Here is a 23,394-nt window from a genome sequence, read left to right as displayed (position 1 = left end):
GACGGTGGCAAGGCAGCAATGACTGAGAGCGCCCAACTATGGCTTGTCTATAAGGGAGCGTCGTTCGATCTTTGGAATCCCGATACTGGCGATCACTATGCATCAGTAGATGCAGAGGAGATCACCGCTCACCTTCAAGAGAAGCGTCTCAGGCAAAACAGGACGCCAAAGTCCCCGTTTGCCGAGTTCGCCCAAGAGCACGTCGAAGACCGAAAGACATTGCCCTGTCTCAGGCCGCGAATTGCGTTCAGAAACGTTACAAACCCCACCAACACTCGAACGGTCGTAACTGCACTGGTACCCGGAAAAGTTGTGATCACAAATGCAGCTCCATACCTATTGTGGCCAAGGGGCACCTTGCGCGACGAGGCCTACCTGCTCGGGGTGCTGTCTTCGATGATCTTGGATTGGTACGCCCGCCGAGTCGTTGAACTGAACTTCAACTTCCACATATTCAACAACCTTCCGATCCCCTTGGCCGACCTGGAAGAGGACCCAATCGCAGCCCGTGTCGTCGAGATCGCTGGTCGGTTGGCCGCAGTGGACGAACGATTTGCAGAGTGGGCGGAGGAGGTTGGAGTGGCTGTTGGGTCGGCGAACGATGAAACCGTCAAGCAGGACCTCATCTGCGAACTCGACGCCTGCGTTGCCTACCTCTATGGCTTGGATGAAGACGATCTAGCAGTGGTCTTCGAGACTTTCAGCGAATCGGTGGACTATTCCGACCGACACGCCGCTGTTTTGAACCACTTCAGGAATCTGCATGAGCGGGGTTGAGAAGCCTGAGTTGGCCGTCAATCGGGGTGGGCAGACTGTTGCTGAGGCGCTCTCCGGATTTGTTTCGCATGCGGCCACTGGGTTTGTGGGTGGGGCCTGTCTGGATGTTGCCACCGCCTATTTCAATGTCGGTGGCTATTCGCTTTTGGCCGATTCGCTGGATCATGCCACTGGTGTGCGGCTGCTGTTGGGGGCGGAGCCGTCTCCGCCAGAGAACCGCCGGCGAGCTTTGCGGGCTGAATCAGCGAATCCGCAGCGGGCGGCGCATACCAGGTTACGTCAAGCTCTGGACAGTCATGAGCAGAACCTCGTCGTCGAGCGGGATCATCTCGGCTTCACACTTGAGGTCGATACCGCGACTCGGCGCTTGGTGGAGTGGTTGCGGTCGGGCAGAGTCCAGGTGCGCCGTCTCGAGGGCCAGTTTCTTCACGGCAAGGCATTCTTGGTAAGCGACCGTTCCCATGGGGTGGTGGCCGGTTCGTCCAACTTCACCTATGCGGGGTTGGCCACCAATCTGGAGCTGAATCTGGGCAACTATTCCCCTCATGTTGTGGGTCAGGTACAGGAGTGGTTCGAAGAGCTGTGGGCCGAAGCGGTCGATTACGACTTGGCCTCACTGTTCGAGGCCCGTTTTCAGCCTCATTCTCCTCAGCTGGTGTACTTGCGGATGCTGTGGGAGTTCTACGGCGAGGAGTTGGAAGCCGAGGTTGCCGCGGAGGGTGCCCCACAGATCCACCTGACCGCGTTCCAATCCGACGGCCTGTGGAGAGCTCGGCGCATATTGGATGAACGCAACGGAGTGCTGATCGCCGATGAGGTCGGTTTGGGCAAGACATTCTTGGCCGGGGAGTTGATCCGGGAGGCGGCCCTTGATCGCCGACAGCGGGTCCTGGTTATCACCCCGGCCACACTGCGCGACGGGCCGTGGCGGGCATTCAAGTCTGAGCACCTGTTGCCGATGGAGTTGGTGTCGTACGAGGACATGATGGGCGACGCCCGCCTGAACCCCGAGCACACCACGGCCGTCAAGTTGGAGGCCGACATCAACGATTACGCCATGGTGGTGATCGACGAGGCCCATAATCTGCGCAATCCCGGCACGCAGCGAGCCCAGGCGCTGCGACGCCTGTTGGCTGGGTCGCCGCCCAAGAAGCTGGTGATGCTCACAGCCACCCCCGTGAACAACAGCTTGTGGGATCTCTACCACCTGCTGGGCTACTTCTTGCGCAACGACGCGGTTTTCGCCGACGCCGGCATCCGATCACTTCGCGATCACTTCGCCAACGCGATGGCTCTCAATCCCGACGACCTCACTCCCGAGCACCTGTTCGACGTGCTCGACGCAGTGGCAGTGCGCCGCACCCGGTCGTTCGTCAAGCGTTTCTACCCCAACGACACCATCAAGGTTGGTGGGCGGGACCAGCTCATTGTTTTTCCGACTCCACGGGTGCACAAGGTGGATTACAGGCTCGACGATGTGATGCCCGGTTTCTTCGACTGGTTTGCTCGTGCTCTTGACCCCGAAGCCAATGCCGATGATCCCAACGTGCTCAGCCTGGCCCGGTATTCGCCTTCTCAATATCGACTCGACCGTGAGGTCGATGCCTATGAGATGCAGCTCGCCGGACTGCTGCGGTCGGGGTTGCTAAAACGATTCGAGTCGTCGCCCTACGCCTTTGCCGAGACATGCGAGCGGATGGCTTCGAGCCACGACGCCTTCCTGTCGCTGGTTGACAACGGCCGGGTAGCCACCGGAGATGCTTTGGCCGATTGGATTGCCACCGACTCCGATGAGATGGACGAGGAGCAGCTCGACGTCTACCTAGACGGCATCGTCAGCGTGACGGACGACGCCGCCCGGTATGACGTCGACCGCCTTCGGGAGCACGTCCACCGCGACCGGGACTTGCTCAAGTCGTTCGCCGCCGAGGCCCGCGCCGTCACCCGGTCTGACGATCCCAACTTGGCTGCTCTTGTCGACGAGCTGGCCGACATCGCTGCCGAAGCTGCTTCCGAGGGCATCGGTCCTGAAGACATACGAGACCGGCGCAAGGTGCTCATATTCAGCTACTACGCCGACACAGTCGACTGGGTCTTCGAACATCTGGCGACTGCCACCGAGGACGACGGGCGGCTGGCCCCCTACCGAGGCCGCATCGCTTCCCTATCTGGCACGACCGGCACTGGGAGCAAAGAGTCAGTGTTATGGGGATTCGCCCCCCAAACCACCGACGCGCCAGAGGGGTTCGACGACGACCGCTTCGACATCGTGGTCACCACCGACGTGTTGGCCGAAGGAGTCAACCTCCAGCAAGCCCGCCACATCATCAACTACGACCTCCCGTGGAACCCCATGCGATTGGTGCAGCGCCACGGGCGCATTGACCGCATCGGCTCCAGCCACAAAGAGGTGTTTCTGCGCTGCGTATTCCCCGACGACCGCCTCGACGATCTGCTCGGCCTCGAAGAGCGGCTGCACATCAAGATCGCCCAGGCCGCTGCCAGCATCGGCGTCGGCGAAGTGCTGCCCAATCAAGCCGCCCCGGTCGAGATCATCTTCACCGAAACGCGGGAGGAAATCGAGCGTATACGCAACGAAGACGCAGCAATCTTCGAACGGGGCGGTACAAGTCGAGGAGCGCTGTCAGGCGAGGAGTTCCGCCAAGAGCTGCGCCAAGCGTTGGAAGACTCAGATCTGGCCAACCAGATCACGTCCCTGCCGTGGGGTTCTGGCTCAGGCATGGCCTCAACTGCCCCTGACGGCCGGCCCGGATACGTGTTCTGTGCCCGAATCGGCGACCATTCCCGCCCTCTATTCCGCTTTATCGATGCCGGGAGCGATGCCGACGACGCCGTGGTCGACGAAACTCTGGCCTGCCTCGACAAAGCCAAACCCATAGCCGGATTCAACACCGAACGATTCCTAGATGATGCCGCCATTCAAGGCGCTTTCGGCGCCTGGGAGACCGCCCGAGCGCACATTGTGAACCGGTGGAACTTCATGTCCGACAAAGCCAATCTCGAACCCACAATCCCACCACGGCTTCGACGAGCCGCCGACATCCTTCGAGAGCACCCACCACCCGAGATCACCCAGGACGAGATCGACCGCGCCATCGACACCATCAACGCCCCCTACTCCGAGCGCACCATCCGAACATTCCAAGCCGCCATCAACAGCACCGACGACCCCGCTGAACAAGCAGAAAAGATACTGGGCGTCATCCGCACCCTCGGTCTAGAGCCCTACATCCCACCCGACCCCCTACCCGAAATCACCCTTGACGACGTTCACCTCGTCACCTGGTTGGCGCTCAGCTAGGGTCTTGACTAATCCAGCCATGATGAGCCAACTGCTCGATTCTGTCGCATAGTGTTCGCTCTCGTTCTTCGATGAACCCCTCAAAATCTTCTGGCAAAAACGGATCCTTAGTTAGTAATTTGAAGGCCTTGTCTGAGATGAAATGAGATTGCAGAATCCTACGTACATTTTCTTCGCCGTTGGTCTCAATAAGTTCAGGCAGATATTCGTTAGGAAGTCGATCCCTGATGATGTCACGATTGGTTTCGGCGGTTAGAGGCGTCCGATTCAGGATTGTGTCTATTGAAGTCTGCAATCCGTAGTCACCGCCGAGGCTCTTTGGCACAATGTGATGATCGTCCAGATCGCCATGCTGAGGAGCGGTACCTGATATCCAATCACGGGCGCCGTTGAGCACCAATAGATTGAAAATTCCATTGTACACGGAAGTGCCTCGTCTGGCCTCACGTTTGAGATCAAGATCGCTAACGCTTCTCTGGAATTCAGATATCACCCCGGGTTCGGCGTTGTGATCCGCAAACCATGCCTTTACGTCTGTATGGTCACGAGCGCTCGTAGATTCGACCGCACGCGAATAGCGATTTGTGAAAACACTAGCCCAGTACCAGAGTTCGATCTTGCGCCCAGCATCAAGTCTTTGGTCGGCGGGAAGCCGCCTAGCTTCAGCCTGTAGTGCCGCGAACGGCGGAAGAATCGCTGTGTACGGCAAATACTGAGAAGAAATCGCTCCAAATTCCTGAGGATGGCGAAGCGAGTTGATTGCCTGTTCCAATGCTTCGACGGCACTCCACCAAAGATTCTCAAATTCAATTGGATCATCAACTAGCACCTCAGACCGGAGTTCGCCGTCTGGGCCGCGCACCTGTCTCGGATTCCCCGGAATGAGGTTGTACAAGTATTTCGGAGAACAATATGACTGACGGAGGATGGACATAACCTGTAGCACATACACATTCATCCGTTCGGTGGCCGGAAATTCCAGACGAGGTGATGCTTCTCGCCAGAGGTGTTGTCTGAGCCGTATATCTTTCGGTCTCAACAACGCGTTCAACAAATCAAAAATATCCAATTGAACGCCTCGGCTATTTATCTTAGTAAAGATCTCGCAGACCTTGTCGAGTTCAAGATCTCGATCTAATTCGATATAGGAGATCTGATATTGCTCAGTGATCTCCTTCAAGTGCGTCCCGAACTTCTTCGCATTCGATGCGTAGCGCAAAGCACTCTCGGTCTCCGTCTCGTTAACCGACTCCGCAACCTCACTCCAATGCTGTTCATAGTCCTGCACCCAGTTGGCCAATTCCCAGCCACCTGCTCCGACTATCGCGAGCGGGAACATGTGATTTTCGAACTGACTCGTTCGATCATTCAGGAGATTGGATCCTTGTCTAGTCCAGTAATATACAAAGGCATCTTCGTAGTCTTCATTCATAAAGTGGTCAATGTTGATGAAGTAGATGAACCGATTGCGACGCTTAGATGCTGGTACGTCCGGAGCCATGAACGCGTAGTACATGGCCGTGAGACGTTGCTGACCATCTAGGACTATGTCAGTTCGACCCTCGTCTCCCTCGAATCCATAAATGTTCTCACATGACAATGCATCGAAGTTCTCTACTTTTCCTTTCCACAGAAGCAGACTTCCGATAAAATAGTCGCGAAAGATAGAACGCATAAGTTCGTTGATATCCCATGGCTCCCATTCAAAATCCCGCTGGAAATCAGGGATCACGTACCGGCCCTCACGTAAGCGACCGACGATGTTGCCTAGACTCACGTGATCGGGCTTTTGTGATTCCTTCATATCGACTTACCTCCCGCATTGGGACTGAGGTTGCCTTTTGCAATCTGCTGACTCTATAAGTGCTTGCGGGCAACACCCTTGTTGGAGCCCGACGGACGTACGAGGCTCCCCGCGCAATGCAGCGTCTTCATGGCCCCCAACGAAGAGTGCTCGATTGAACTCAAGAGTCGTCGTCTTCTCCGCTCCCTTCTGGCACCCTGGCATGGTCGGACCGGTAGAAATCAGCCATTCGGAAGCCGGAGATGACCAGAGACCCAAGCACCAACCCCAGCAGACCGAATGCCATGACCACAAGTGACGTCTTGGCATACCCCTGAGCCTCCAAGGAAAGGGCTGCAATGCTGACACCGAAATAGCTCACTGCGGCGACCAAATGCGTCATCGTCATAATCGCCACTGCAGCGTGGGCACCCCCTTCGTCCGGACGGACATTGCGGCCAGACAGGACAGCACTGTGGAAGATCATCACCGCTGCAGCTGCCAACACCGCTACTGGCGTGATGGAAACTTTTAGAACCTCATCTGCCCCAGCGGCCCACTCGTCCCCAGCAATAGTCGCTCCGGTGCTGCCAGCGGCTCCCAGGATCACTCCTGGCCAGCCGAAAGTAGCAACAATCAGCCTCTTGACCGGCAGGTTCATGTAGTCCTCTGGGGTCATGTCCGCACCCTATAGCCCGCGGTTCCAGCCACTCGGTAAGGCCAAATCCTGTCGGATGACACAGGAGACGAATACATACAGCGCTTGGAGCCGCGCAGCCTCGTCATTCTCTACGGCGATGCCCGCTCCAAGTGGCAACATGGGTTCGCGAAACGGAAATCCGACACATGGGGCGGTCAAAGGATCGAGCGCAAGCGACGCGTCTCGATCACGTTTCGCACCATTGCAGAAGCCGGGCCAACGCAAGCCTGACTCATCCGCCTCCCCGGATTTCAAGCAAGCCTTGGCGTGCCTCGGATACCGCGCAATCGAAGCAGTTGAGTCGAGGTCCCGCTGTCCGCTGAGCTCTGGAGAGTTTGTTTGGTGTGGCCTAGGCGGCAAGCCCGAGTCGGCGCCGCTCGCTTTCGATGATCTGTTCCTCCTGGGTTGATTGGGAGGAGGTTGCCGCAGAGGTGTCGACAGCAGCAGCGGTGGCGTCTTTCATGGCGCTGGGCCGGATGTATCTGGCGAAGAGGGCCGACTTGCGGGCGAGGATGGCGAGCATGTGCTCGTCGACACTGTTCTCGGTGAGCAGTCGGTGTACTTCTACGGGTCGAATCTGCCCCATGCGGTGGCTTCTGGCGATGGCCTGTTCTTCGGTGGAGGGTTTCCACTGGGGCTCGGCGATGATGACGACTGAAGCGGCCTGGATGTTGAGTCCGATGCCGCCGGCTTCGATTTGGCTGACGAGGACTGCCGGCTCGCGTCGAGTGGAGAACTCATCCACCAGTTCTTGTCGGCGTGGTCCTGACACGCTGCCGGTCAGGGGACCCATGGCGAGCGGACCGAGAGCTTCGTGCACACGGTTGAGCACGTCGCGGAAGTACGAGTACACAATCACCTTGCGATCGTTGTCTGTGGCTTCTTCGACGATCTCGCGCAAGCGGGTCAGCTTGGGCGAGTCGGCAGGGTTGTCGGTAAGAAACACTGCTCGGCGCATTTCCATGAAGTTCCCCGAGGCAACCGCTCTTCGATACCTGTCTGCGGCCGCTCCTTCGAGCGGCAGCCAGTCTGCTGTCTCGATCTTCTCGGGGAGTTCGTCGAGAACATCGGTCTGATTGCGCCTCAGGTAAACGGGCGCGGCGGCCCTTTGGAAGGCGTCTGCGCTGGTGGGTCCGTCGACGGTGAGGAGACGCGTGGCGATGGCGGGCTGGACGTGGTTGACAAGAGTCCGGAACTCCTCCAGGCGGTTCTCCAGCGGTGTGCCGCTCATCAACAGCGCATGCTCTGACCGTTCTAGGCAGGCAAGGACTGCGCCGGTGCGGCGCGCTCCGGGGTTCTTGACGTAGTGGGCCTCGTCGACGACGACGGCGGCAATATCGGTAGTGGGCATGTGCAGCAGGCGGAGGGTGTCGAAGGTGGTTATTGCCACACCGCCTTCTCGTGTCCATTTTCGGAGGAGGCGTTCCCGGAGATGGCCGTGGAGCCGCAACGGGGTAGGCAGCTGCGAGTGGCGCTGAATCTCATTCTCCCAGTTCGCCAGCACGCTGGCGGGGCAAACAACGAGGAAGTGGGTCGCGCCGCGGGACCGAAGATGGCATAGCACCGCAAGCGCCTCAATGGTCTTGCCGAGACCCATCTCGTCGCCAAGGATGATCCTCTTTTGGACCAAAGCGAACTTCGCTCCGAAGTCTTGGTAGCCGCGCAGGGACGCGCCGAGCAGTGTCACGTCGAGGTCGAACGACGTGATTCGTTCTGCAATGTCCGCCGGCAGAAGTTGCCGGTCGCCAAGGCGGTCCGGCCTAGTCGGACCGACGTTGCGTGCTTCGATCTTTAGTTGGCGGCCTCTTTGATGGCCTGCTTGCCGGTCGGGGCCGAGCTCAAGCTCTTCAATCTCGGCAAGCAACCCGTTGTAGGTCGCGGCTTGCGCTGCGTATTCCTCCCAGATCCCTGTCCGGCCACTGCGGGGTTTCTCCAGGCGACTCCTGATGTCGGCGATCTCAGTCTCAAGCGCTGCCGTTTCTGGCTCGTTCAGGAACTCGACCATTCGTTCGAATGCTTCTCTTGAGCGTTCCTTCCGTCGCGGCCTTGCGAACACTCTCCGAAACCTGCTGGCCGCGACGCGGGCGTCGGCGAAGTCGGCGTCGATACGGCGCTTGGCCGCTTCGAGCCTGGGAGTTATGGGCCTGACGCTTCGGCGCGCTTCGTCGAGCGCGCGAAGAGCATTCAGCAGATTGGTCTGCTCTCTGGGCTGGCTTCCGATGTCGAATCGGACCTTCAACCCCCTGCGAGCTTCGTTCTCGAGCCGCTTGGCGGCAGTGCGGATTCGCGAGGAACTCGTTGACCCGACACCTCTGATCGATTCAAGTCGAGACGCGCTCGTCGCCATGGCTGCACCCACGGTTCGAATTCCGGCGGCTTCGATGGCGCCGTAACTGATCCGACCCCCAGAGAACCGCCTGAGTTCCCGAAGAGGTGTCACCGCAAGTTGGGCGCGGACTGCGCGTTCGCGGTCGGCCCGATAGGCAGCCCGGGCGGCATTGAGACAGGAGCGAGGAAGGCCGAGCACCGCCGCGATGCCAGACCGCAGCTTTTTGAGGCGCCCTATTACTTTCGAAGGAGGCTCAGGAGACTGGCTCCCTGTCGAGGGCGTGCCGCTTGGAGGTAGTTCGGAGCTCACAGGAGGCTCCATGAGCTGTAGCCGCACCAGGAGCAGCTGCAAGCCCGACGGCTCATCAACACCCCAACCCACTCACCTGTGCAACCGTCCCCAGACACCAAGACCGCTAAGGATAATTCCAGGATGGGCTGGCACCGCACCTTGAAGACCCAGCCCGTTTTCGCCAAGCACCACCCACTTAGTCCCTCCAGACTCACGTCACTGGCCATAGGAGACCGGTGTTGTCTGTGGAACGGTCACGGGGTTGGAAAAGTCTTGGCGAAACGGCGCGCTGTGGTTTCATCTCCCATAGCGCCCAGGGCAGCGCATCCGCGAGGGTGGGCACGGGAACTAGCAGGAAGGCTTGTTGTTGGTGTCCCAGTGGGTTGGGGTGTCGTGGATGCCTGGGGATTGGACTAGGTCTTCGAGCCATTCGACGATGGAATTTTCTAAGGTTGCGGGGAAATTCCGCCGGTGACCGCGGATCCCTATGAAGCGGTCTGGTTTGTCGTGGAACAAGATGTGGTTCGGGATGTCGATGGCACCCTTGCCGTAGTACACAAATCGCCTGGAAATCAGTGCCCGCGGCGGATTTGTGTCGCGTTTGACGTGATCACGATCTGCGCAGCCGTTCCCCATGCTGTGATAACTGTGGGCCTGAATCCACTCTCCAGATTGGGGATCGCTGCGATAGATGTTGTCGCCGCATTGAGACTCTTGACTGCTGGTCTGCTTCGGCTTCTTTTTCTGAAACCGGGGATCGTTCCAGTAATCGTCGAAGGACATTGCCTCTTCGACGTTCATGGCATAGATGAGCTTGCCAGCTTGACCATTTTGTGTGGACCCGAGACCCACCACCCAGTCTCCAATTTCTGCACCCTGTCGAATACGTGGTTTGCATGTGGCGAGGGTGCAGTAGCCGTGGAAGGGATTGGGGGCGAAACCTTCGTCGTGGGTAACGACGTAGACGAATAGATCCATGGTGGATTATCTCCAAGGAAGCGGTTGGGCCGCATGAATTGCCACGGTGACTGCCTGATACAGGCAGGCTGATCTTATGGATGACCTCATACCACGGGCAAGCACGCGTGGACCGATGCCGGAAGGACTGGTGCATGAAGTGTCGACAAATCGATGCGCCAAAAAATGGTGTCTGCGACTTCGGCCACCAGTAGACCTAGTGCCGTGAGAGACAGAGGTCACAGGTGTTGCGGGCGGGGGCACGGTCTGTGAGCGCATTCACGCCCTACGTGAGCGAACAGCTCAAGGCGTACGTCTATCTGTTGATTGATCCGCGCGACGGCGAGGTCTTCTATGTGGGCAAGGGAAACGGGAGCCGGGTGTTCGCCCACGCCCAAGATGCCCTTGGCGACGAGGAGGCGGCGAGCGACAAGTTGGATCGGATCAGGGAGATCCATGGCGCAGGCCAACAAGTCGAACACCAGCTGCTGCGGTTCGGGCTCACCGACCGAACGGCATTCGAGGTCGAAGCAGCGGCAATTCAGCTGCTGGGCATGGACGAGCTCACCAACAAGGTCGAGGGACATCACGTTTGGCGGCGGGGCCGAATGACCACTGATGTCGCAATATCGCTCTTTGATGCTCCCCAAGCGCCTGAGATCAAAGAGCGGGTGATCCTGTTTCGGATTCCCCGGCTCTGGTCACCGGAGATGTCCGCCGAGGAACTGTACGAGACAACGCAAGGCTGGTGGACGCTTGGGCCCCGCCGCAATGGCGCCGACTACGCCTTTGCCGTCAACCGGGGAGTCATCCGCGAGGTGTATCGGATTGACAGCTGGCGACAGCGACAGCGAGGCGACAGGGACTGGGAACACGACATCGGCAAATCCCGCAAGCGGTGGGGCTTCAGCGGCGAGGTTGCCGATGAGCTCGCGCACTACCGCAACACCAGCGTGCGCCACCTCTTCAAACAGGGTGAGTCCTCACCCTTCAAGTACGTGAACTGCTGAGATTGCGCCCGCTAGGTGATCTGGCGAACCGTGGGCAGTGCCTCCACTGCTTCGCCGTGTTTCTGGACCGCCATCGCCAAGTCGTGCTGGGTTTGCAGGTTCATCCAGAACTGAGGCTCAACGCCGAACCAGTGGCCGAGCCGAAGCGCCGTATCGCCGGTGATCGACCGCTTGCCGGCAATGATTTGAGACACCCGATTGGGCGGCACAGCGATCTGGCGGGCGAGCTCGGTCGGCGTGATTCCAAACTCCTCTAACTCGCCCTTGAGCACCTCCCCTGGATGAACAGTTCTTTGCAACATTCCCAATCCCCCTTCCTTCTAGTGATAGTCCACCTATCGATATTGACGCTGTACGTCAATCGTACATACGGCAATGTCTTGTAGGACGCTCATGGCTGCCACTCCCCTATCCCTTGAAGTCGATGATTCTTGTGCCAGACATGGCTCCGAAAAAATAAACCCCCGCCTGCCCTGCAACGCAGGCCAAGCGGGGAGGAATAAGAACAGACTAGCTGACCACGACGGAAGTCAAAGCGGAAATTTCTTCGCCCATCTCCAAACTAGGGTCGGGGGTCGTGCGACATGGGTTGACGATGCCGCTGTTCGGGGAGCTGGCGGACTTGGTGGCGTTTGGGGATATCGCTGAGGCTGCCGATGAGGCCGGTGTAGACGGGGTGTTCGTTTGGGACCATGTCCTCAGCCCTGTTGAGGGCCAGTGGGCGATTGCTGATCCATTGGTTGCCCTGGCCTCCGCGGCAACCCGCAGCCGGCGGATCAAGATCGGACCGATGGTCACCCCGCTGCCTCGTCGCCGGCTGATCAACGTCTCACAGGCGACGCTGTCGCTCGACCAGCTCAGCGGGGGACGGGTGATCCTCGGGCTCGGCCTGGGCAGCGACCGGGCCCGGGAGCTCTCGGCCTTCGGCGAGCCCGATAACCAGGCCGAGCGAGCGGCGAAGCTGACCGAGGGGGCCGAGCTGCTGTGTCGCCTGTGGTCCGAAGAGCGGGTGCAGCACCGCAGCGATGCCTGGGTGGTCGATGACGTGCAGGTCCATCGCCTGGACGGCCAGCGCCCCCGCATCCCCATCTGGTTTGGCTGCGCCCATGGGTATTTGGCGCCGGCCCGGCGAGCAGCCCAATACGACGGCATCTACCCGATCGACACCGACGTCGAGGGCTTCAAGCGCATCGTCGACGCCGTGTTCGAACAGCGAGGCACGCTCGACGGGTTCGACTTCGCCTGCTCGGCCCACCCCAGCATCGACACCGCGCCATTCATCGAAGCCGGGGCAACCTGGCTGCTCCACGCCTTCTGGCCCGGCAACACCCCAGACCAGGTGTTGCGGTTCATCTCCCGTTTCGCTGAACGGTAGGTCGACTTCCTTCTGTTGAATGGAGGCGTTCGCGGTTGGCGGGAATTGCCGGTATCGTTTGTCTCATGCTGTCGCCCCATGTGGTCGAACTCGAGGTTCAAGAGCCGTACAAGCTCTGGCTGCGGTTCGATGACGGCATCACCGGCATTGTTGATTTGTCGGATAGCGCGGCGCTTGGCGGCGTTTTCGCTGCCTGGACCGATCATGACTTCTGGCGCTCTGCCCATATCGTGGCCGATTCCGGCGCGGTGGCGTGGGGTGATGGCACTGAAGTCGACGTCTGTCCGCTAAGCCTCTATCTCGACGTCACTGGCCAATCCTTCGACGAACTGTCCTCCGAAGACCTCTCAGCCATCGCTGACTAGCCGGCAGTGCCGGAGCTCAGCCGCTTTTTCGGCATCGTGATCACGATGTATGCCCGTGATCACGGCCCTCCTCATTTCCACGCCCGCTTCGGCGAGCATGAGGCGATGTTTGACATCGAGTCATCGCAAGTGCTGCGAGGGCGACTCCCGAAGCGTGCCCATGATCTGGTCGACCAGTGGAGCGACCTGCATCGCTCGGAACTTCGTGCAGCCTGGGATGCGCTCGCCCAGGGCACGAACCCCGACAAAATTGCCCCACTCAGCTGACAGAAAATGGGCGTGTCAGCTAACCAACGTCGACCTCAATTTGGGTCACATAGGTCTCCTCGCGTTGCCGCAGCTCGATCTCATCGACAGATGCACTCTCAAGGAACAGCGTGAGGGCTTCGGCAAGGTTCTCTCGTGCCCCGGTGATCGTCTCGCCCTGACTTGCAACATCGACCTCCGGGCAGAATGCGATATAACCACCGCCCTCGGATTCGATGATCGCCGTAAAGCGCCTGCTCACCTCAGACCTCCCGTTGCAAATTTACCGGCTAGTGGTGCATCGGAGACAGATGAACCTGCACGAGAGCGGGTCTGGCGGTCACAGGAGCGTTTCGAGGGTCAATCGGATTGCCGGAGCGGACTTGGGGAAGCGACTGGCCATGTCCAGGAGCGCAGCCGGCTGGTTTCCTCCGATTCGCAGCCAGCGTTTGAGGGCTTCCAGAGCTTGGTCGGTTCCGTAGAGGTGTCGCAGGCGGTACGCATCGACGATGGTCCGGGTCGGGCTGTAGATGCCTATGGCCAGTCGGTCGGTAACTGGAGTCGTCGTGCGGCCGACGTCGAAGGTGTCGGAGTCGAATCGGTGCCAGGTGACCGGCGCCTCTGTTTTGGGCGGCCGTTGCGACCGGGGCAGTGCGACGTTGATGGCCGGCGGGATGTCGTCGGTCAGGTCGTGGTATGCCAGCGCCGATGTCAAGCAAAGCGTTGCCTTCGGCGAGCGGATGGCGATCTCAACCAGATCAGGGTCAGCCTCAAATCCTGGATGGGCGTAGATGCCTCGGGCAATGCGGTCAATATCGCCGCGATCTCGCATCTGATACAGGTCGCGATCAGAGATCCCCGCGTGGCGCGCGTCGGCATGAGTGAAGACGTCCGGCAAACCGGTGATCGCTTTCGCAGACATGTATGAAAGTGTAGCCAGATAGATACCATCTGGCTACATATTCATACGGAGGGTCGGCACCGTCATGAGTCTCGTCCTACCCCCTTTCCTCAGAAGTCAGAACCGACCCCACCTGTCGAGGCAGGGATGCTGTCACACCCGCCGGGTATCCTCCTGGACCCATGAAGCCTGGGAGCCCCAAATGAGCAGCAGCACGAATGCGGGATCAAGCGCCTTTGCCATTGCAAAAGAGCTGTACAACCGCATCCCGCGGCTCTCAAAACTGAACCTTCACAAGCTTCTTTTCTTCATCCAGGCAGAGCATCTTGCCTGGTACGGCAATCCGGCGTTTACTGAGAGCATTGAGGCATGGGAGAACGGGCCTGTGGTTGCAGAGGTCTGGCACGACAGGCCCAGCAGGGGTGCGAGGTCTCGCAGCATTCCCCAAGACCTAGACAATGTGATGAGGTCCGTGGTCGCCAGATTCCGTGGGACAAGGAGCAACGACCTAGTTGCGCTCGTTCACGAAGAGGGGCCCTGGGTGGAGGCAACAGCGGGCGGAACCGTGATCGCCAATCAGATCATCACCTATGAGGCAATGCGGGAATATGCCCAGCAGTTGCCGAAGGAGCTGGAGCCACTTCGTGAAGCACTCAAGGACCATCCACGGGACCGCCCATTTGTTGCCGATCCCCGCTGAGCGGAAAAGCTGTAGCGCTCAGCACGAACCACCACCATGACCAACGACAATCTCTGGGAGACAAATGCCCTATCGCGCTGGATCTTGAGCCGATGAGCCTGCAACTACCGCTGATAGACACGGAGACAGGCGCTGCGCCGATAGGGCTTGAGTACCACCCCGATTTCTTGGCCGCCTCCGATGAGGAACGCCTGCTCGCTCATGTCGAAAACTCCGAGTGGCTCACCGACCTCTCGCGGCGTGTGCTGCACTTCGGCTACAAGTACGACTACACCAGTCGCAGCCTCGACGAGACGGCTCGCATTGGGCCTTTGCCAGAGTGGCTGGCACAGCTGTCGCACAAGGTGCGTGAAGCTGCATCTGAGGAAGCGAAGCGGTTGCTCGACGCTCACCAGCCGTTCGAACAGGCGATCATCAACGAATACGAGCCTAAGCAGGGGATCGCGCCCCACATCGACAGGGACTGTTTCGGTCCTGTTGTTGCGACTGTGAGCTTGGGATCGGCGGTCGACATGGACTTCTGCAGCGATTTCACTGGCGACGAATTCACACAGCGCTTGGAGCCGCGCAGCCTCGTCCTTCTCTACGGCGATGCCCGCTCCAAGTGGCAACATGGGATCGCGAAACGGAAATTCGACACATGCAACGGCCAAAAGATCGAGCGCAAGCGACGCGTTTCGATCACGTTTCGCACCATTGCAGAAGCCGGGCTACCGCAAGCCTGATTGATGCACCTCCCCGGATTTCACTTAAGCCTTGGGCGGTGTTTGCGAAGTGTTGACGAACCCCGGGGCTGCGGTTGCTTATCGCTGGCGGTGTTGGCAGTCTTCTGTCCAATGGCCTGTTTGTCCGCATCGGAAGCATTTGTCGCCGCGGGCGATCCGTTCGCATTGCCGGGCTAGGTGGCCGGGCTGGCCGCATCGGAAGCACGTTGCCGGATTTGGTGGTTTGGTCATTGTCCACTGGTCCCTTCTTGGCGTTCGATCAAGCTCTGGTCTCCACTGCAGGTTGGACGAGGAGCGCCAAATTCTCCACTGGCCTTCAATCGGCCTGGCTCCAGCGGCCCTCTTAGGCTAACCGCGAGGCTCTTGAATTCTGTTGAGGCATAAACTGAGAGCGCATTAAACATCGGCGCTTAGGCCCAAAACCCAACGCCACACACTACGGTCGCCAAAGGCGACCGTAGTTCCATTTCTACCGTGCACTCCTGCTACATCGACGAGTCCGGAGGATTCGAAGCATCAAATTGGGGCCAACGGGCGACACCACTTGATGAGACACCCCATCGAGCCGCCTATCGTGTTCCTGCATGGCCGACAAGCAGATCTACGTGATTGCTGGCCCTAACGGTGCGGGAAAGACCACGTTTGCGATGAGTCATTTGGCAGCCGAGGTGCCTGGTCTGCACTTCGTCAACGCCGATCTCATTGCTGCTGGGTTGTCACCGCTAGATCGCGGTACAGGCGTGGAAGCGGCGGCCGGCCGGCTGATGCTGGCCGAGATCAACCGTCTGGCTGCTCAGGGGCGCAGCTTTGCTTTCGAGACCACGCTGGCGGGCCGCAACTACCTGAGGCGCATCGATCGATGGCGACGCGACGGCTATTGGGTTGTCCTGGTGTATCTGAGCCTTGGCAGCCCTGAGGATGCGTTGCGGCGGGTGGCAGAGCGGGTGAGACAGGGAGGGCATTCGGTGCCTGAAGATGTGGTTCGCAGGCGCTTCGATGCTGGCCTGCAGAATCTGCATGAGCTCTACATTGGTAGGGTTGACGAGTGGAGAGTGTTGGACAACTCTGGACCAGTGCCGCTGCTTGTCGAACAAGGCGTGAACCATGACTGAGCTGAGCGATAGCGACCAGAAGGGCTCTGGCGACCATCCCCCTATCCTGCGCGGCGAGGAGTTGACCGAATCCATCCTGCGGTCGTTGAAGCTGGCCGCCAAGCAAGCCCATCTCGTGGCATATCAAACCGGCACGGGGGTGGTGACGCGGCGCAACGGCAAAATGGCAGTTGTTCCTCCCGATCCGGCCATGTACGAAGACCTCATTCCGCCTCCCTTCCAACCCAGCGAGTAGGGGCATCCTCCGCACCGGCATCGTCTTGGGCTGAGCAGGCACTCAGGGACCCAGAGTCGTGACAGGGATGACATCTAAGTGCGGTTTTATTGACGTTTCAAGTGCTGAAATACAGACGCAGTGGGGGCCGATCTTCGCCGGGGTGTTCAGTCGGTGTGAATGTCGAATAGTTCCAAGCGGCCGGTGTGGTTGGCCCAGGAGATGATTTGGGCGTCGGCGGTCGCCAGCTGGAACCCGCCTTGGAGTGCGGTGGCGACGATCATGCGGTCCATCGGGTCCAAGTGGAAGCCCTCGTCTTCTAGCTGCACGGCGCGCACCATGAGGTCTCCTGAGGGAGCGATCTCCCGGAGGCCGTCAGACAGCAGGCGCAGCCGCAGATTGGCCGTGGGCGGCAGTCGCAGCGAGCTGTTGGCGGGCCTGCGTCGCAGCAGCTCCAACTCCCAGAACGTCGCCGCCGACACCGCGGCCTGGCCTTCGATGATCGCGGCGTCGATCTGATCCATGCGCCCGCCGGTCATCTTGGTGGTGTCGCCGGTGGCACACCAGACCAGGACGTGGGTGTCCAGCAGTATCACGAAGCGGGTTCATCGGGCAGGGCCGACTCCGACCACCACTGCTGGTTGTCTTCCCACTCAGCCATGATCTCGTCCCACTCCTGCTCGGAATAGGCCCCTTCGCTGGGATCGTCGATCCCGGGCATCATTCCCCGATACCGCCCTTGAATCCCTCGGGGCTCAAACCCAGCCGGCACCAACCGGGAGACCGGGCGGCCATGCTTGGTGATCACGATCTGCTCCCCGGACTCGTTGACCTCGTCCATCAGCTTCAAGCACTTGGCCTTGAACTCCCCGGCGGAGATGGTGCGATACGGCACATCCAGCGACATCCCTCAACGATAACAGCCTCCGATATTTATGACCATATAAATAGTCACATTTGTTGGTCCTCTTGTCTAGTGGGTGCGGACAGTCCTTGATCCGGGGGAGATGGCGAGAGAGAGGGCTACGGCGACTATGGCGGCGCCGGCGCCGAGGAGGTAGGAGCTGGCCAGGGAGTTGCCGGTGATGTCGGTGCCGATCATGATGACCATGGTCTGCATGCCGGTGGTGACGCCGACTTGGGTGAGGGTGCCCCGCATGCCCGAGGCCACGCCGTAGTCCTCGGGCTCCACGGCGTCGGAGGCGGTGGTGGTGAGCGACGGGAGCTGGATGCCGTGGCCGATGGCCACAACGAACAGCCCCGCCACCGTCCAGCCCAGCGACGCCTGCCAGGCCGACAGGGCGAAGAACACCATGCCCACCGCCAACAGCGACGACCCGACCACCGGGGTCATGCGGGCCCCCAAGCGGGGGTGGATGTAGCCCCCGGCAAAGGCGCACGTGCTGAACGTGATCGGCCGCACCGCCAACAGCAGGGTTGCGGCCCCAAGGCCCCAGCCCAACCGCTCAGTGAACAAGAACGGGGTCACCACCAGCCCGCCCATGAACGAGAAGTTGGCCAGGGTGACCACCCATATGGGGATGGAGAAGTTGCGCTTTCGCAGGTAGGCCATGCTGATGATCGGCTCGGGCACGCGCTGCTCTATGCGGGCGAACGCCCCCAGAAACACAACCCCGCCGGCCATGAGGATGACGCTCACCGAAGTGCCCACGCCGTCGTTGCCCAGCAGCGTGAGCCCCACCAGCACCAGCGCCACTCCGGCGGTGAGGGTGAGGCCGCCCCAGTAGTCGACCGACACGTCGAGGCCGCCGCCCATCGGGCGGACCACCGTCGCGCTGGTCACCAGGCCGATCACCGCAATCACCCCGAAGAAGGCGAACACCCACCGCCAGCCGAACTGCTCGACGATCTGCCCGCCCACGATCAGCCCGATGGCGGGCGCCCCCGACAGCGCCGACTGGTACCAGCCGATGGCCCGGGAGCGGGTGGCGATGGGAAAGGCCAGCAGCACCATGGCGGTGCCCGCCGCGGTGGCCACCCCGTTGGCAACCCCGGCCGCCACCCGGAACCCGATCAGGCTCTCGATGTTCCAGGCCAGCCCGCTGAGAGGGGTGACCACCACCAGCATCACCGCCGAGGCCAAAAATGCCCGGCGGTGGCCGTAGATGTCGCCCAGCTTGCCGCCCAGCGACGTGGACACCGCAGAAGCCAAGATGGCCCCGGTCACCGTCCAGCTGGCGGCATCGGTTCCGGTGTCGAGGTCGCGGGCGATGTCGCCGACGGCCACGGCGATCACCGTCAGACTCATGCTCACCCCGAACTGCACGGGGACGATGGCCGCCATCAGGCGGAACCGGTAGCGGTCGTCGTAGCCGACCGCGGCTGTGCTCAGGGCTTCACGCCGGGACTACCCCGACAGGGCAGTTTGCACCGCGGCGGCGGCAGTCTCCTGGGCTTCGACGGCGCCGGGGATGGCCAGGGTCATGCCGAAGAAGCCGTGGAACATGCCGTCGTAGCGGTGGACCTCACAGGCCACCCCAGCCTCTTGGAGGGCGGCCCCGTAGGCCTCGCCCTCGTCGCGCAGCGGGTCGAACTCGGCGGTGATCACACAGGCCGGGGGCAGTCCGCTGAGGTCGGCCGCCTTGATGGGCGAGGCGTAAGGGTTGTTGCGGTCGGCGACGTCGGCGTACTGGTCGTAGAACCAGTCCATCGACTCCTTGGTGAGGAAATAGTCGAAGCCGTTCTCCGTCTGCGACGGCCAGGCATTGGAGTCCATGTCGCAGCAGGGATAGATCAGCAGCTGATGGGCGATGGCCGGACCGCCCCGGTCTCGGGCCATCTGGGCCACAACTGCGGCCAGGTTGCCCCCAGCGCTGTCGCCGGCCACTCCCAGCCGGGAGGCGTCGGCCCCGATGCCCGCCGCGTTGGCGGCCACCCACTGGGTGGCGGCGTAGCAGTCCTCGGCCGCGGCCGGGAACTTGGCCTCCGGCGCCAGCCGGTAGTCCACCGACACGTACACCATGCCGGTGCGGTTCACCATCTCGCGCACCTGGCCGTCGTGGCTGTCGATGCCGCCGATCACCCATCCCCCGCCGTGGAAGAACACCACCACCGGGCGAGGCTCGTCGGTGGCCTCGGCCCAGTAGATCCTGATGGGCAGATCGTTGCCGTCGGCGCCGGAGATCACCCGGTCCTCGGTGCGGGCCACGTCCTCCACCGGCATGGCGTCGCCCAGCTGCATGCGGTTGCGCAACTCCTCGGCGGTCAGCGAGGCGATGCCCGCAAAGCTCACCCCGTTTTCTTCCATCATGTCCATAACGACCTTGGCGGCCGGATCAAGTGCCATGGGCCGCACCCTAACCGAGCCCAATGCGCCTGCTGTGGGTCGCGGCGTTTACCATCTGCCCGGAGACAGCGCCGACACCCAAGGGGGATGGCATGGAGTTCGCGATGTTCTACGAGATTCCGGTGGCCCGGCCCTGGACTCGTGAGAGCGAGTACAACGCCTACCAGAACACCATCGAACAGGCCGTTCTGGGCGACAAGATGGGCTTCCACTCGTTTTGGACGGTGGAGCACCACTTCTTGGAGGAGTACTCCCACTGCTCCAACCCCGAGGTGCTGTATGGCCACATCGCGGCGCTCACCGAGAACATGCGGATCGGCTACGGCGTGCGGCTTCTGCCCAAGCCCTACAACCACCCGGTGCGCACCGCGGAGTCGGTGGCGGTGCTCGATCTGATCAGCAACGGGCGGGTGGAGTTCGGCACCGGACGCTCGTCCACCCGGGCCGAGCTGGAGGGGTTCAACATCCACCCCAACGAGACCCGGGCCCAGTGGGACGAGGCCCTGCGCCACATCGTGGGCTGCTGGACCAACGACGAGTACGAGTTCGAGGGCGAGTACTGGTCGATGCCCAAGCGCCGGGTGCTGCCCAAGCCCCGCCAGGATCCCCACCCGCCCATCTGGGGGGCCACCAGCTCGGTGCCGGGCCACTATGAGATCGGCAAGCGGGGCATCGGGCTGTGCTCGTTCACCGTGGGCCAGCCGCCCGAGGACTTGGCCGAGCGGCTCGAGGCCTTCCGCAAGGGCCACGCCGACTGCGATGAGCCGGTGGGTGCGTTCCGCAACGAACGGGCCGCCACCTTCACCATGGTGCACTGCAATGAGACCAACGAGAAGGCCCGGGCCGCCGCCGAGGAGTCGTTCGTGTGGTATCCGGGCTACGGGGGCGGGCTCATCGCCTCGGTGGCCGACTACCTGGCCGACCTGGAGGTGGCCGAGCTGGGCACCTACGAGTACACCGGCGATGCGGCCAAAAGCCGCGACGAGGGCCTGCTGGGCCAGATCACCATGGACTACATCTGGGAGTCGGGCGCCGGGGTGATCGGCGACCCCGACCGGTGCGTGGAGATCGCCAAGCGTTACGAGGCAGTGGGTTGCGACCTGCTGTTCTGCCTGTTCAACCCGTACAAGATGGCCCACGAGGATGTGATGACCTCCATCGAGCTCATGGGCAAGTACGTGATCCCGGAGTTCAAGAAGAGCTAAGGGGCGCCTAGACCGCCAACCACCCGTTCAAAAAGAGCTAACCGCAGACTGGAGGCGGCCATGGCCCTGCTCAACATCCGCTACGACTTCCGGTGCCCCGACATCTGCCCGGTGCCGGTGGAGGAGCTGTACCACGCCGCCATCGAACAGGCGGTGTGGGCAGAGGACCTGGGCTTCGTTTCGGTCACCCTGTCGGAGCACCACGGCTCCGACGACGGCTATTTGCCCTCGCTGGTGGCGCTGGCCTCGGCCATCGCCGCTCGCACCGAGAACATCCACATCATGCTGGCGGCGCTGATCGCCCCCATGCACGACCCGCTGCGGATCGCCGAAGACCTGGCCGTGCTCGACCGCATCAGCAAGGGTCGCATCAGCGTGACGGTGGCCGGGGGCTATGTGCCGTCGGAGTTCGAGATGTTCGGGTATACGACGGGCGACCGGGTGCGCCTCACCGAGGAGATGGTGGAGACCCTCAAGGCGGCGTGGACCGGCGAGCCGTTCGAGTTCCGGGGCCGCACCGTGCGGGTCACCCCCACCCCGTACCAGAATCCTCGGCCGGCCATCTGGCTGGGGGGAAGCGGCGAGAAGGCGGCCCGGCGGGCGGCCCGCATCGCGGATGGGTTCCTGCCCACCATGCCCGAGTTCTGGGACTTCTACCGCGACGAGGTCATCCAGTTGGGGCGTGATGATCCTGGCCCGGCCACTTCCGGCGGCGTCGGCTACCTGCACATCACCCACGACCCCGACGCCACCTGGGCCAAGGTGGCCCCCCACGCCCTGCATGAGATGAACGCCTACGGCCAGTGGGCCGCAGAGTCGGGCGCAGCCACCGGCTTCGAGCCGGTCGAGGACGCCGATGCCCTGCGGGCCATGGGCATGCACCAGTTGATCTCGCCAGCCGAGGCCATCGACATGATCAAGGCCATGGGCGACTTCGACGCCCTCATGTTCCACCCCCTAATGGGCGGCCTCGACCCCGCCCTAGCCTGGGAAAACCTCCGCCTCTTCGAAACCGAGGTACTACCGCACCTCTAGCGAGCGAAGCGGTTGGAGGCGTTGACGGCCGCCTTCGCCATCGCTGGGTCGTCGGCGAGATGACCAGCCTCGACGACAACGAGCTCGCTGTCCGACCAAACATCGGCTAGCTCCCTTGCGGTGGTGAGTGGAGCGGTTTGGTCGAACTGGCCGTGGATCAACACCGCGGGAACGCCGTGCAGGCGGTGGGCATTGCGGACGATCTGACGGGGTTCCAGCCAGGCGCCATTGTCGAAATAGTGGGTGACGATGCGGGCGAACCCCATGCGGAAGCGAGGATCCTCGTAGCGGGGGTTCGGCTCGCTGCCTGAAACCAGTGCGTCCTCCCACCGGCACCACTCGGCAGCAGCTTGCTCGCGGACTACCGGATCGGGGCTGTTGAGCAAGCGGCAGTAGGCGGCAACGAGATCGTCTTCTTGGCCGCTGACCCCCGCCCCGGCGTGAAATCGCTCCCATGCTTCCGGGTACAAGCGGCCGGCGCCGTGATACAGCCAGCGGATCTCCTCGCGATCAGTAGTGGTCACCGCCAGCAAAACGAACTCCGAGACCCGCTCCGGATGCCGTTGGCCATAGACCAGCCCGAGCGTCGAACCCCAGCTGTTGCCAAAAACAAGCCACCGGTCGATTGCTAAATGGGACCGAAGCGCCTCCACGTCCTGCACCAAGTGGTCGGTGGTGTTGTGCTCCAGGCTGGATTCGAAATCGCCCGCGTGTGGGGTGCTCCGGCCTGAGCCTCGCTGGTCGAACAGCACAATCCTGTAGAGCGCCGGGTCGAAGAACCGGCGATGCATCGGCGTACAGCCGCTCCCCGGCCCGCCATGCACCACCACCGCTGGCTTCCCTTCCGGATTGCCACAGGTCTCCCAATAGACACTGTTGCCGTCGCCAACGTCCAAATGGCCAGCGTCATACGGCTCAATCTCCGGAAACAACCCCGCCATCAATGCCTCACTTCCGCGGGAACATGGCGACAAGCAACAGGATCGCCGCCAAGAAAGAGCGCAGGACTATTGACACCAAGGGCGTTGGCAATCCAGATC

Annotated in this window: 24 protein-coding genes; 12 read left to right on the top strand and 12 right to left on the bottom strand. The window is 61.3% G+C overall.

The annotated features are described in order from the left end of the window. The first annotated feature begins 18 nt into the window (after window positions 1–18). Complete coding sequence (locus ACOGXH_RS03115) at window positions 19–777, top strand: hypothetical protein (RefSeq protein ID WP_419927657.1); 759 nt, start codon at window positions 19–21, stop codon at window positions 775–777. Continuing rightward, window positions 764–4,099: a helicase-related protein gene (locus tag ACOGXH_RS03110; RefSeq protein WP_419927656.1), complete on the top strand. Its 3,336-nt coding sequence runs from the start codon at window positions 764–766 to the stop codon at window positions 4,097–4,099. The genes ACOGXH_RS03115 and ACOGXH_RS03110 overlap by 14 nt, the downstream gene beginning before the upstream one ends. Here the strand turns inward: ACOGXH_RS03110 and ACOGXH_RS03105 are convergent. From ACOGXH_RS03105 to ACOGXH_RS03090, 4 genes are all read right to left on the bottom strand, one after another. Then, window positions 4,092–5,903 carry a GmrSD restriction endonuclease domain-containing protein gene (locus ACOGXH_RS03105; protein WP_419927655.1) on the bottom strand — a complete coding sequence of 604 codons (1,812 nt, stop codon included), beginning with the start codon at window positions 5,901–5,903 and terminating at the stop codon, window positions 4,092–4,094. The two genes, ACOGXH_RS03110 and ACOGXH_RS03105, sit on opposite strands and share 8 nt — an antisense overlap. Before the next feature lie 160 nt (window positions 5,904–6,063). Further along, the gene (locus ACOGXH_RS03100) at window positions 6,064–6,561 is read right to left on the bottom strand and encodes a hypothetical protein (RefSeq protein ID WP_419927654.1); all 498 of its coding nucleotides are present in this window, start codon (window positions 6,559–6,561) and stop codon (window positions 6,064–6,066) included. 370 nt (window positions 6,562–6,931) lie between these two features. Further along, entirely contained in the window at window positions 6,932–8,587 is a 1,656-nt protein-coding gene (locus ACOGXH_RS03095) for a DEAD/DEAH box helicase (RefSeq protein ID WP_419927653.1), read from the bottom strand. A 963-nt stretch (window positions 8,588–9,550) separates the two neighbouring features. Continuing rightward, window positions 9,551–10,180: a hypothetical protein gene (locus ACOGXH_RS03090; protein ID WP_419927652.1), complete on the bottom strand. Its 630-nt coding sequence runs from the start codon at window positions 10,178–10,180 to the stop codon at window positions 9,551–9,553. Window positions 10,181–10,428: 248 nt separating this feature from the next. Between ACOGXH_RS03090 and ACOGXH_RS03085 the strand changes: the two genes are divergently transcribed. Then, window positions 10,429–11,169 carry an LEM-3-like GIY-YIG domain-containing protein gene (locus ACOGXH_RS03085; RefSeq protein WP_419927651.1) on the top strand — a complete coding sequence of 247 codons (741 nt, stop codon included), beginning with the start codon at window positions 10,429–10,431 and terminating at the stop codon, window positions 11,167–11,169. 11 nt (window positions 11,170–11,180) lie between these two features. Here ACOGXH_RS03085 and ACOGXH_RS03080 read toward each other — a convergent pair whose 3' ends face one another. After that, window positions 11,181–11,471, bottom strand: coding sequence for a HigA family addiction module antitoxin (locus ACOGXH_RS03080; protein ID WP_419927650.1), 291 nt, complete (start codon window positions 11,469–11,471; stop codon window positions 11,181–11,183). Between the two features lie 275 nt (window positions 11,472–11,746). Between ACOGXH_RS03080 and ACOGXH_RS03075 the strand changes: the two genes are divergently transcribed. From ACOGXH_RS03075 to ACOGXH_RS03065, 3 genes are all read left to right on the top strand, one after another. Continuing rightward, on the top strand, window positions 11,747–12,544 hold the full coding sequence (locus tag ACOGXH_RS03075; RefSeq protein WP_419927649.1) for an LLM class flavin-dependent oxidoreductase: 798 nt from the start codon (window positions 11,747–11,749) through the stop codon (window positions 12,542–12,544). Between the two features lie 65 nt (window positions 12,545–12,609). Next, window positions 12,610–12,909: a DUF2442 domain-containing protein gene (locus ACOGXH_RS03070; RefSeq protein ID WP_419927648.1), complete on the top strand. Its 300-nt coding sequence runs from the start codon at window positions 12,610–12,612 to the stop codon at window positions 12,907–12,909. A 6-nt stretch (window positions 12,910–12,915) separates the two neighbouring features. Further along, window positions 12,916–13,176, top strand: a complete 261-nt coding sequence (locus ACOGXH_RS03065; RefSeq protein ID WP_419927647.1) for a DUF4160 domain-containing protein — start codon at window positions 12,916–12,918, stop codon at window positions 13,174–13,176. Window positions 13,177–13,195: 19 nt separating this feature from the next. On the opposite strand, the gene ACOGXH_RS03060 is transcribed toward ACOGXH_RS03065, so the two are convergent. Together ACOGXH_RS03060 and ACOGXH_RS03055 are read right to left on the bottom strand one after the other, a co-directional pair. After that, entirely contained in the window at window positions 13,196–13,417 is a 222-nt protein-coding gene (locus ACOGXH_RS03060; RefSeq protein WP_419927646.1) for a type II toxin-antitoxin system HicB family antitoxin, read from the bottom strand. 78 nt (window positions 13,418–13,495) lie between these two features. Continuing rightward, window positions 13,496–14,077: a type IV toxin-antitoxin system AbiEi family antitoxin domain-containing protein gene (locus tag ACOGXH_RS03055; protein WP_419927645.1), complete on the bottom strand. Its 582-nt coding sequence runs from the start codon at window positions 14,075–14,077 to the stop codon at window positions 13,496–13,498. A gap of 181 nt (window positions 14,078–14,258) precedes the next feature. Between ACOGXH_RS03055 and ACOGXH_RS03050 the strand changes: the two genes are divergently transcribed. The 4 genes from ACOGXH_RS03050 to ACOGXH_RS03035 all read left to right on the top strand — a co-directional run bounded on the left by ACOGXH_RS03050 (window position 14,259) and on the right by ACOGXH_RS03035 (window position 16,828). Continuing rightward, window positions 14,259–14,756: a Panacea domain-containing protein gene (locus tag ACOGXH_RS03050; RefSeq protein ID WP_419927644.1), complete on the top strand. Its 498-nt coding sequence runs from the start codon at window positions 14,259–14,261 to the stop codon at window positions 14,754–14,756. Window positions 14,757–14,848: 92 nt separating this feature from the next. Further along, window positions 14,849–15,481 (top strand): alpha-ketoglutarate-dependent dioxygenase AlkB, encoded by a 633-nt coding sequence (locus ACOGXH_RS03045; RefSeq protein WP_419927643.1) that lies wholly within the window; start codon window positions 14,849–14,851, stop codon window positions 15,479–15,481. Between the two features lie 584 nt (window positions 15,482–16,065). Continuing rightward, window positions 16,066–16,593: an AAA family ATPase gene (locus tag ACOGXH_RS03040; protein WP_419927642.1), complete on the top strand. Its 528-nt coding sequence runs from the start codon at window positions 16,066–16,068 to the stop codon at window positions 16,591–16,593. Beyond that, window positions 16,586–16,828 carry a hypothetical protein gene (locus ACOGXH_RS03035; RefSeq protein ID WP_419927641.1) on the top strand — a complete coding sequence of 81 codons (243 nt, stop codon included), beginning with the start codon at window positions 16,586–16,588 and terminating at the stop codon, window positions 16,826–16,828. Before ACOGXH_RS03040 ends, ACOGXH_RS03035 begins: the two co-directional genes overlap by 8 nt. A gap of 146 nt (window positions 16,829–16,974) precedes the next feature. Here the strand turns inward: ACOGXH_RS03035 and ACOGXH_RS03030 are convergent, their stop codons facing one another. The 4 genes from ACOGXH_RS03030 to ACOGXH_RS03015 all read right to left on the bottom strand — a co-directional run bounded on the left by ACOGXH_RS03030 (window position 16,975) and on the right by ACOGXH_RS03015 (window position 20,114). Next, window positions 16,975–17,403, bottom strand: a complete 429-nt coding sequence (locus ACOGXH_RS03030) for a type II toxin-antitoxin system VapC family toxin (RefSeq protein WP_419927640.1) — start codon at window positions 17,401–17,403, stop codon at window positions 16,975–16,977. Then, window positions 17,400–17,714, bottom strand: a complete 315-nt coding sequence (locus tag ACOGXH_RS03025) for a type II toxin-antitoxin system prevent-host-death family antitoxin (RefSeq protein WP_419927639.1) — start codon at window positions 17,712–17,714, stop codon at window positions 17,400–17,402. The genes ACOGXH_RS03030 and ACOGXH_RS03025 overlap by 4 nt, the downstream gene beginning before the upstream one ends. Window positions 17,715–17,780: 66 nt before the next feature. Then, window positions 17,781–19,112 carry an MFS transporter gene (locus ACOGXH_RS03020; protein WP_419927638.1) on the bottom strand — a complete coding sequence of 444 codons (1,332 nt, stop codon included), beginning with the start codon at window positions 19,110–19,112 and terminating at the stop codon, window positions 17,781–17,783. Between the two features lie 63 nt (window positions 19,113–19,175). Continuing rightward, entirely contained in the window at window positions 19,176–20,114 is a 939-nt protein-coding gene (locus tag ACOGXH_RS03015; RefSeq protein ID WP_419927637.1) for an alpha/beta hydrolase, read from the bottom strand. A 92-nt stretch (window positions 20,115–20,206) separates the two neighbouring features. On the opposite strand from ACOGXH_RS03015, the gene ACOGXH_RS03010 reads away from it, so the two are divergent. Further along, complete coding sequence (locus tag ACOGXH_RS03010; protein ID WP_419927636.1) at window positions 20,207–21,319, top strand: LLM class flavin-dependent oxidoreductase; 1,113 nt, start codon at window positions 20,207–20,209, stop codon at window positions 21,317–21,319. A gap of 60 nt (window positions 21,320–21,379) precedes the next feature. After that, window positions 21,380–22,354: an LLM class flavin-dependent oxidoreductase gene (locus tag ACOGXH_RS03005; protein WP_419927635.1), complete on the top strand. Its 975-nt coding sequence runs from the start codon at window positions 21,380–21,382 to the stop codon at window positions 22,352–22,354. Here the strand turns inward: ACOGXH_RS03005 and pip are convergent. Continuing rightward, complete coding sequence (gene pip, locus ACOGXH_RS03000; RefSeq protein ID WP_419927634.1) at window positions 22,351–23,295, bottom strand: prolyl aminopeptidase; 945 nt, start codon at window positions 23,293–23,295, stop codon at window positions 22,351–22,353. The genes ACOGXH_RS03005 and pip overlap by 4 nt on opposite strands. Window positions 23,296–23,394 lie beyond the last annotated feature (99 nt).

Origin of the sequence: Candidatus Poriferisocius sp. (assembly GCF_965208355.1) — a bacterium.
Lineage (GTDB): Bacteria > Actinomycetota > Acidimicrobiia > Acidimicrobiales > Bin134 > Poriferisocius.
Note: the sequence above shows the minus strand (reverse complement) of the source record. Positions and strands in the feature narration are given on the sequence as shown.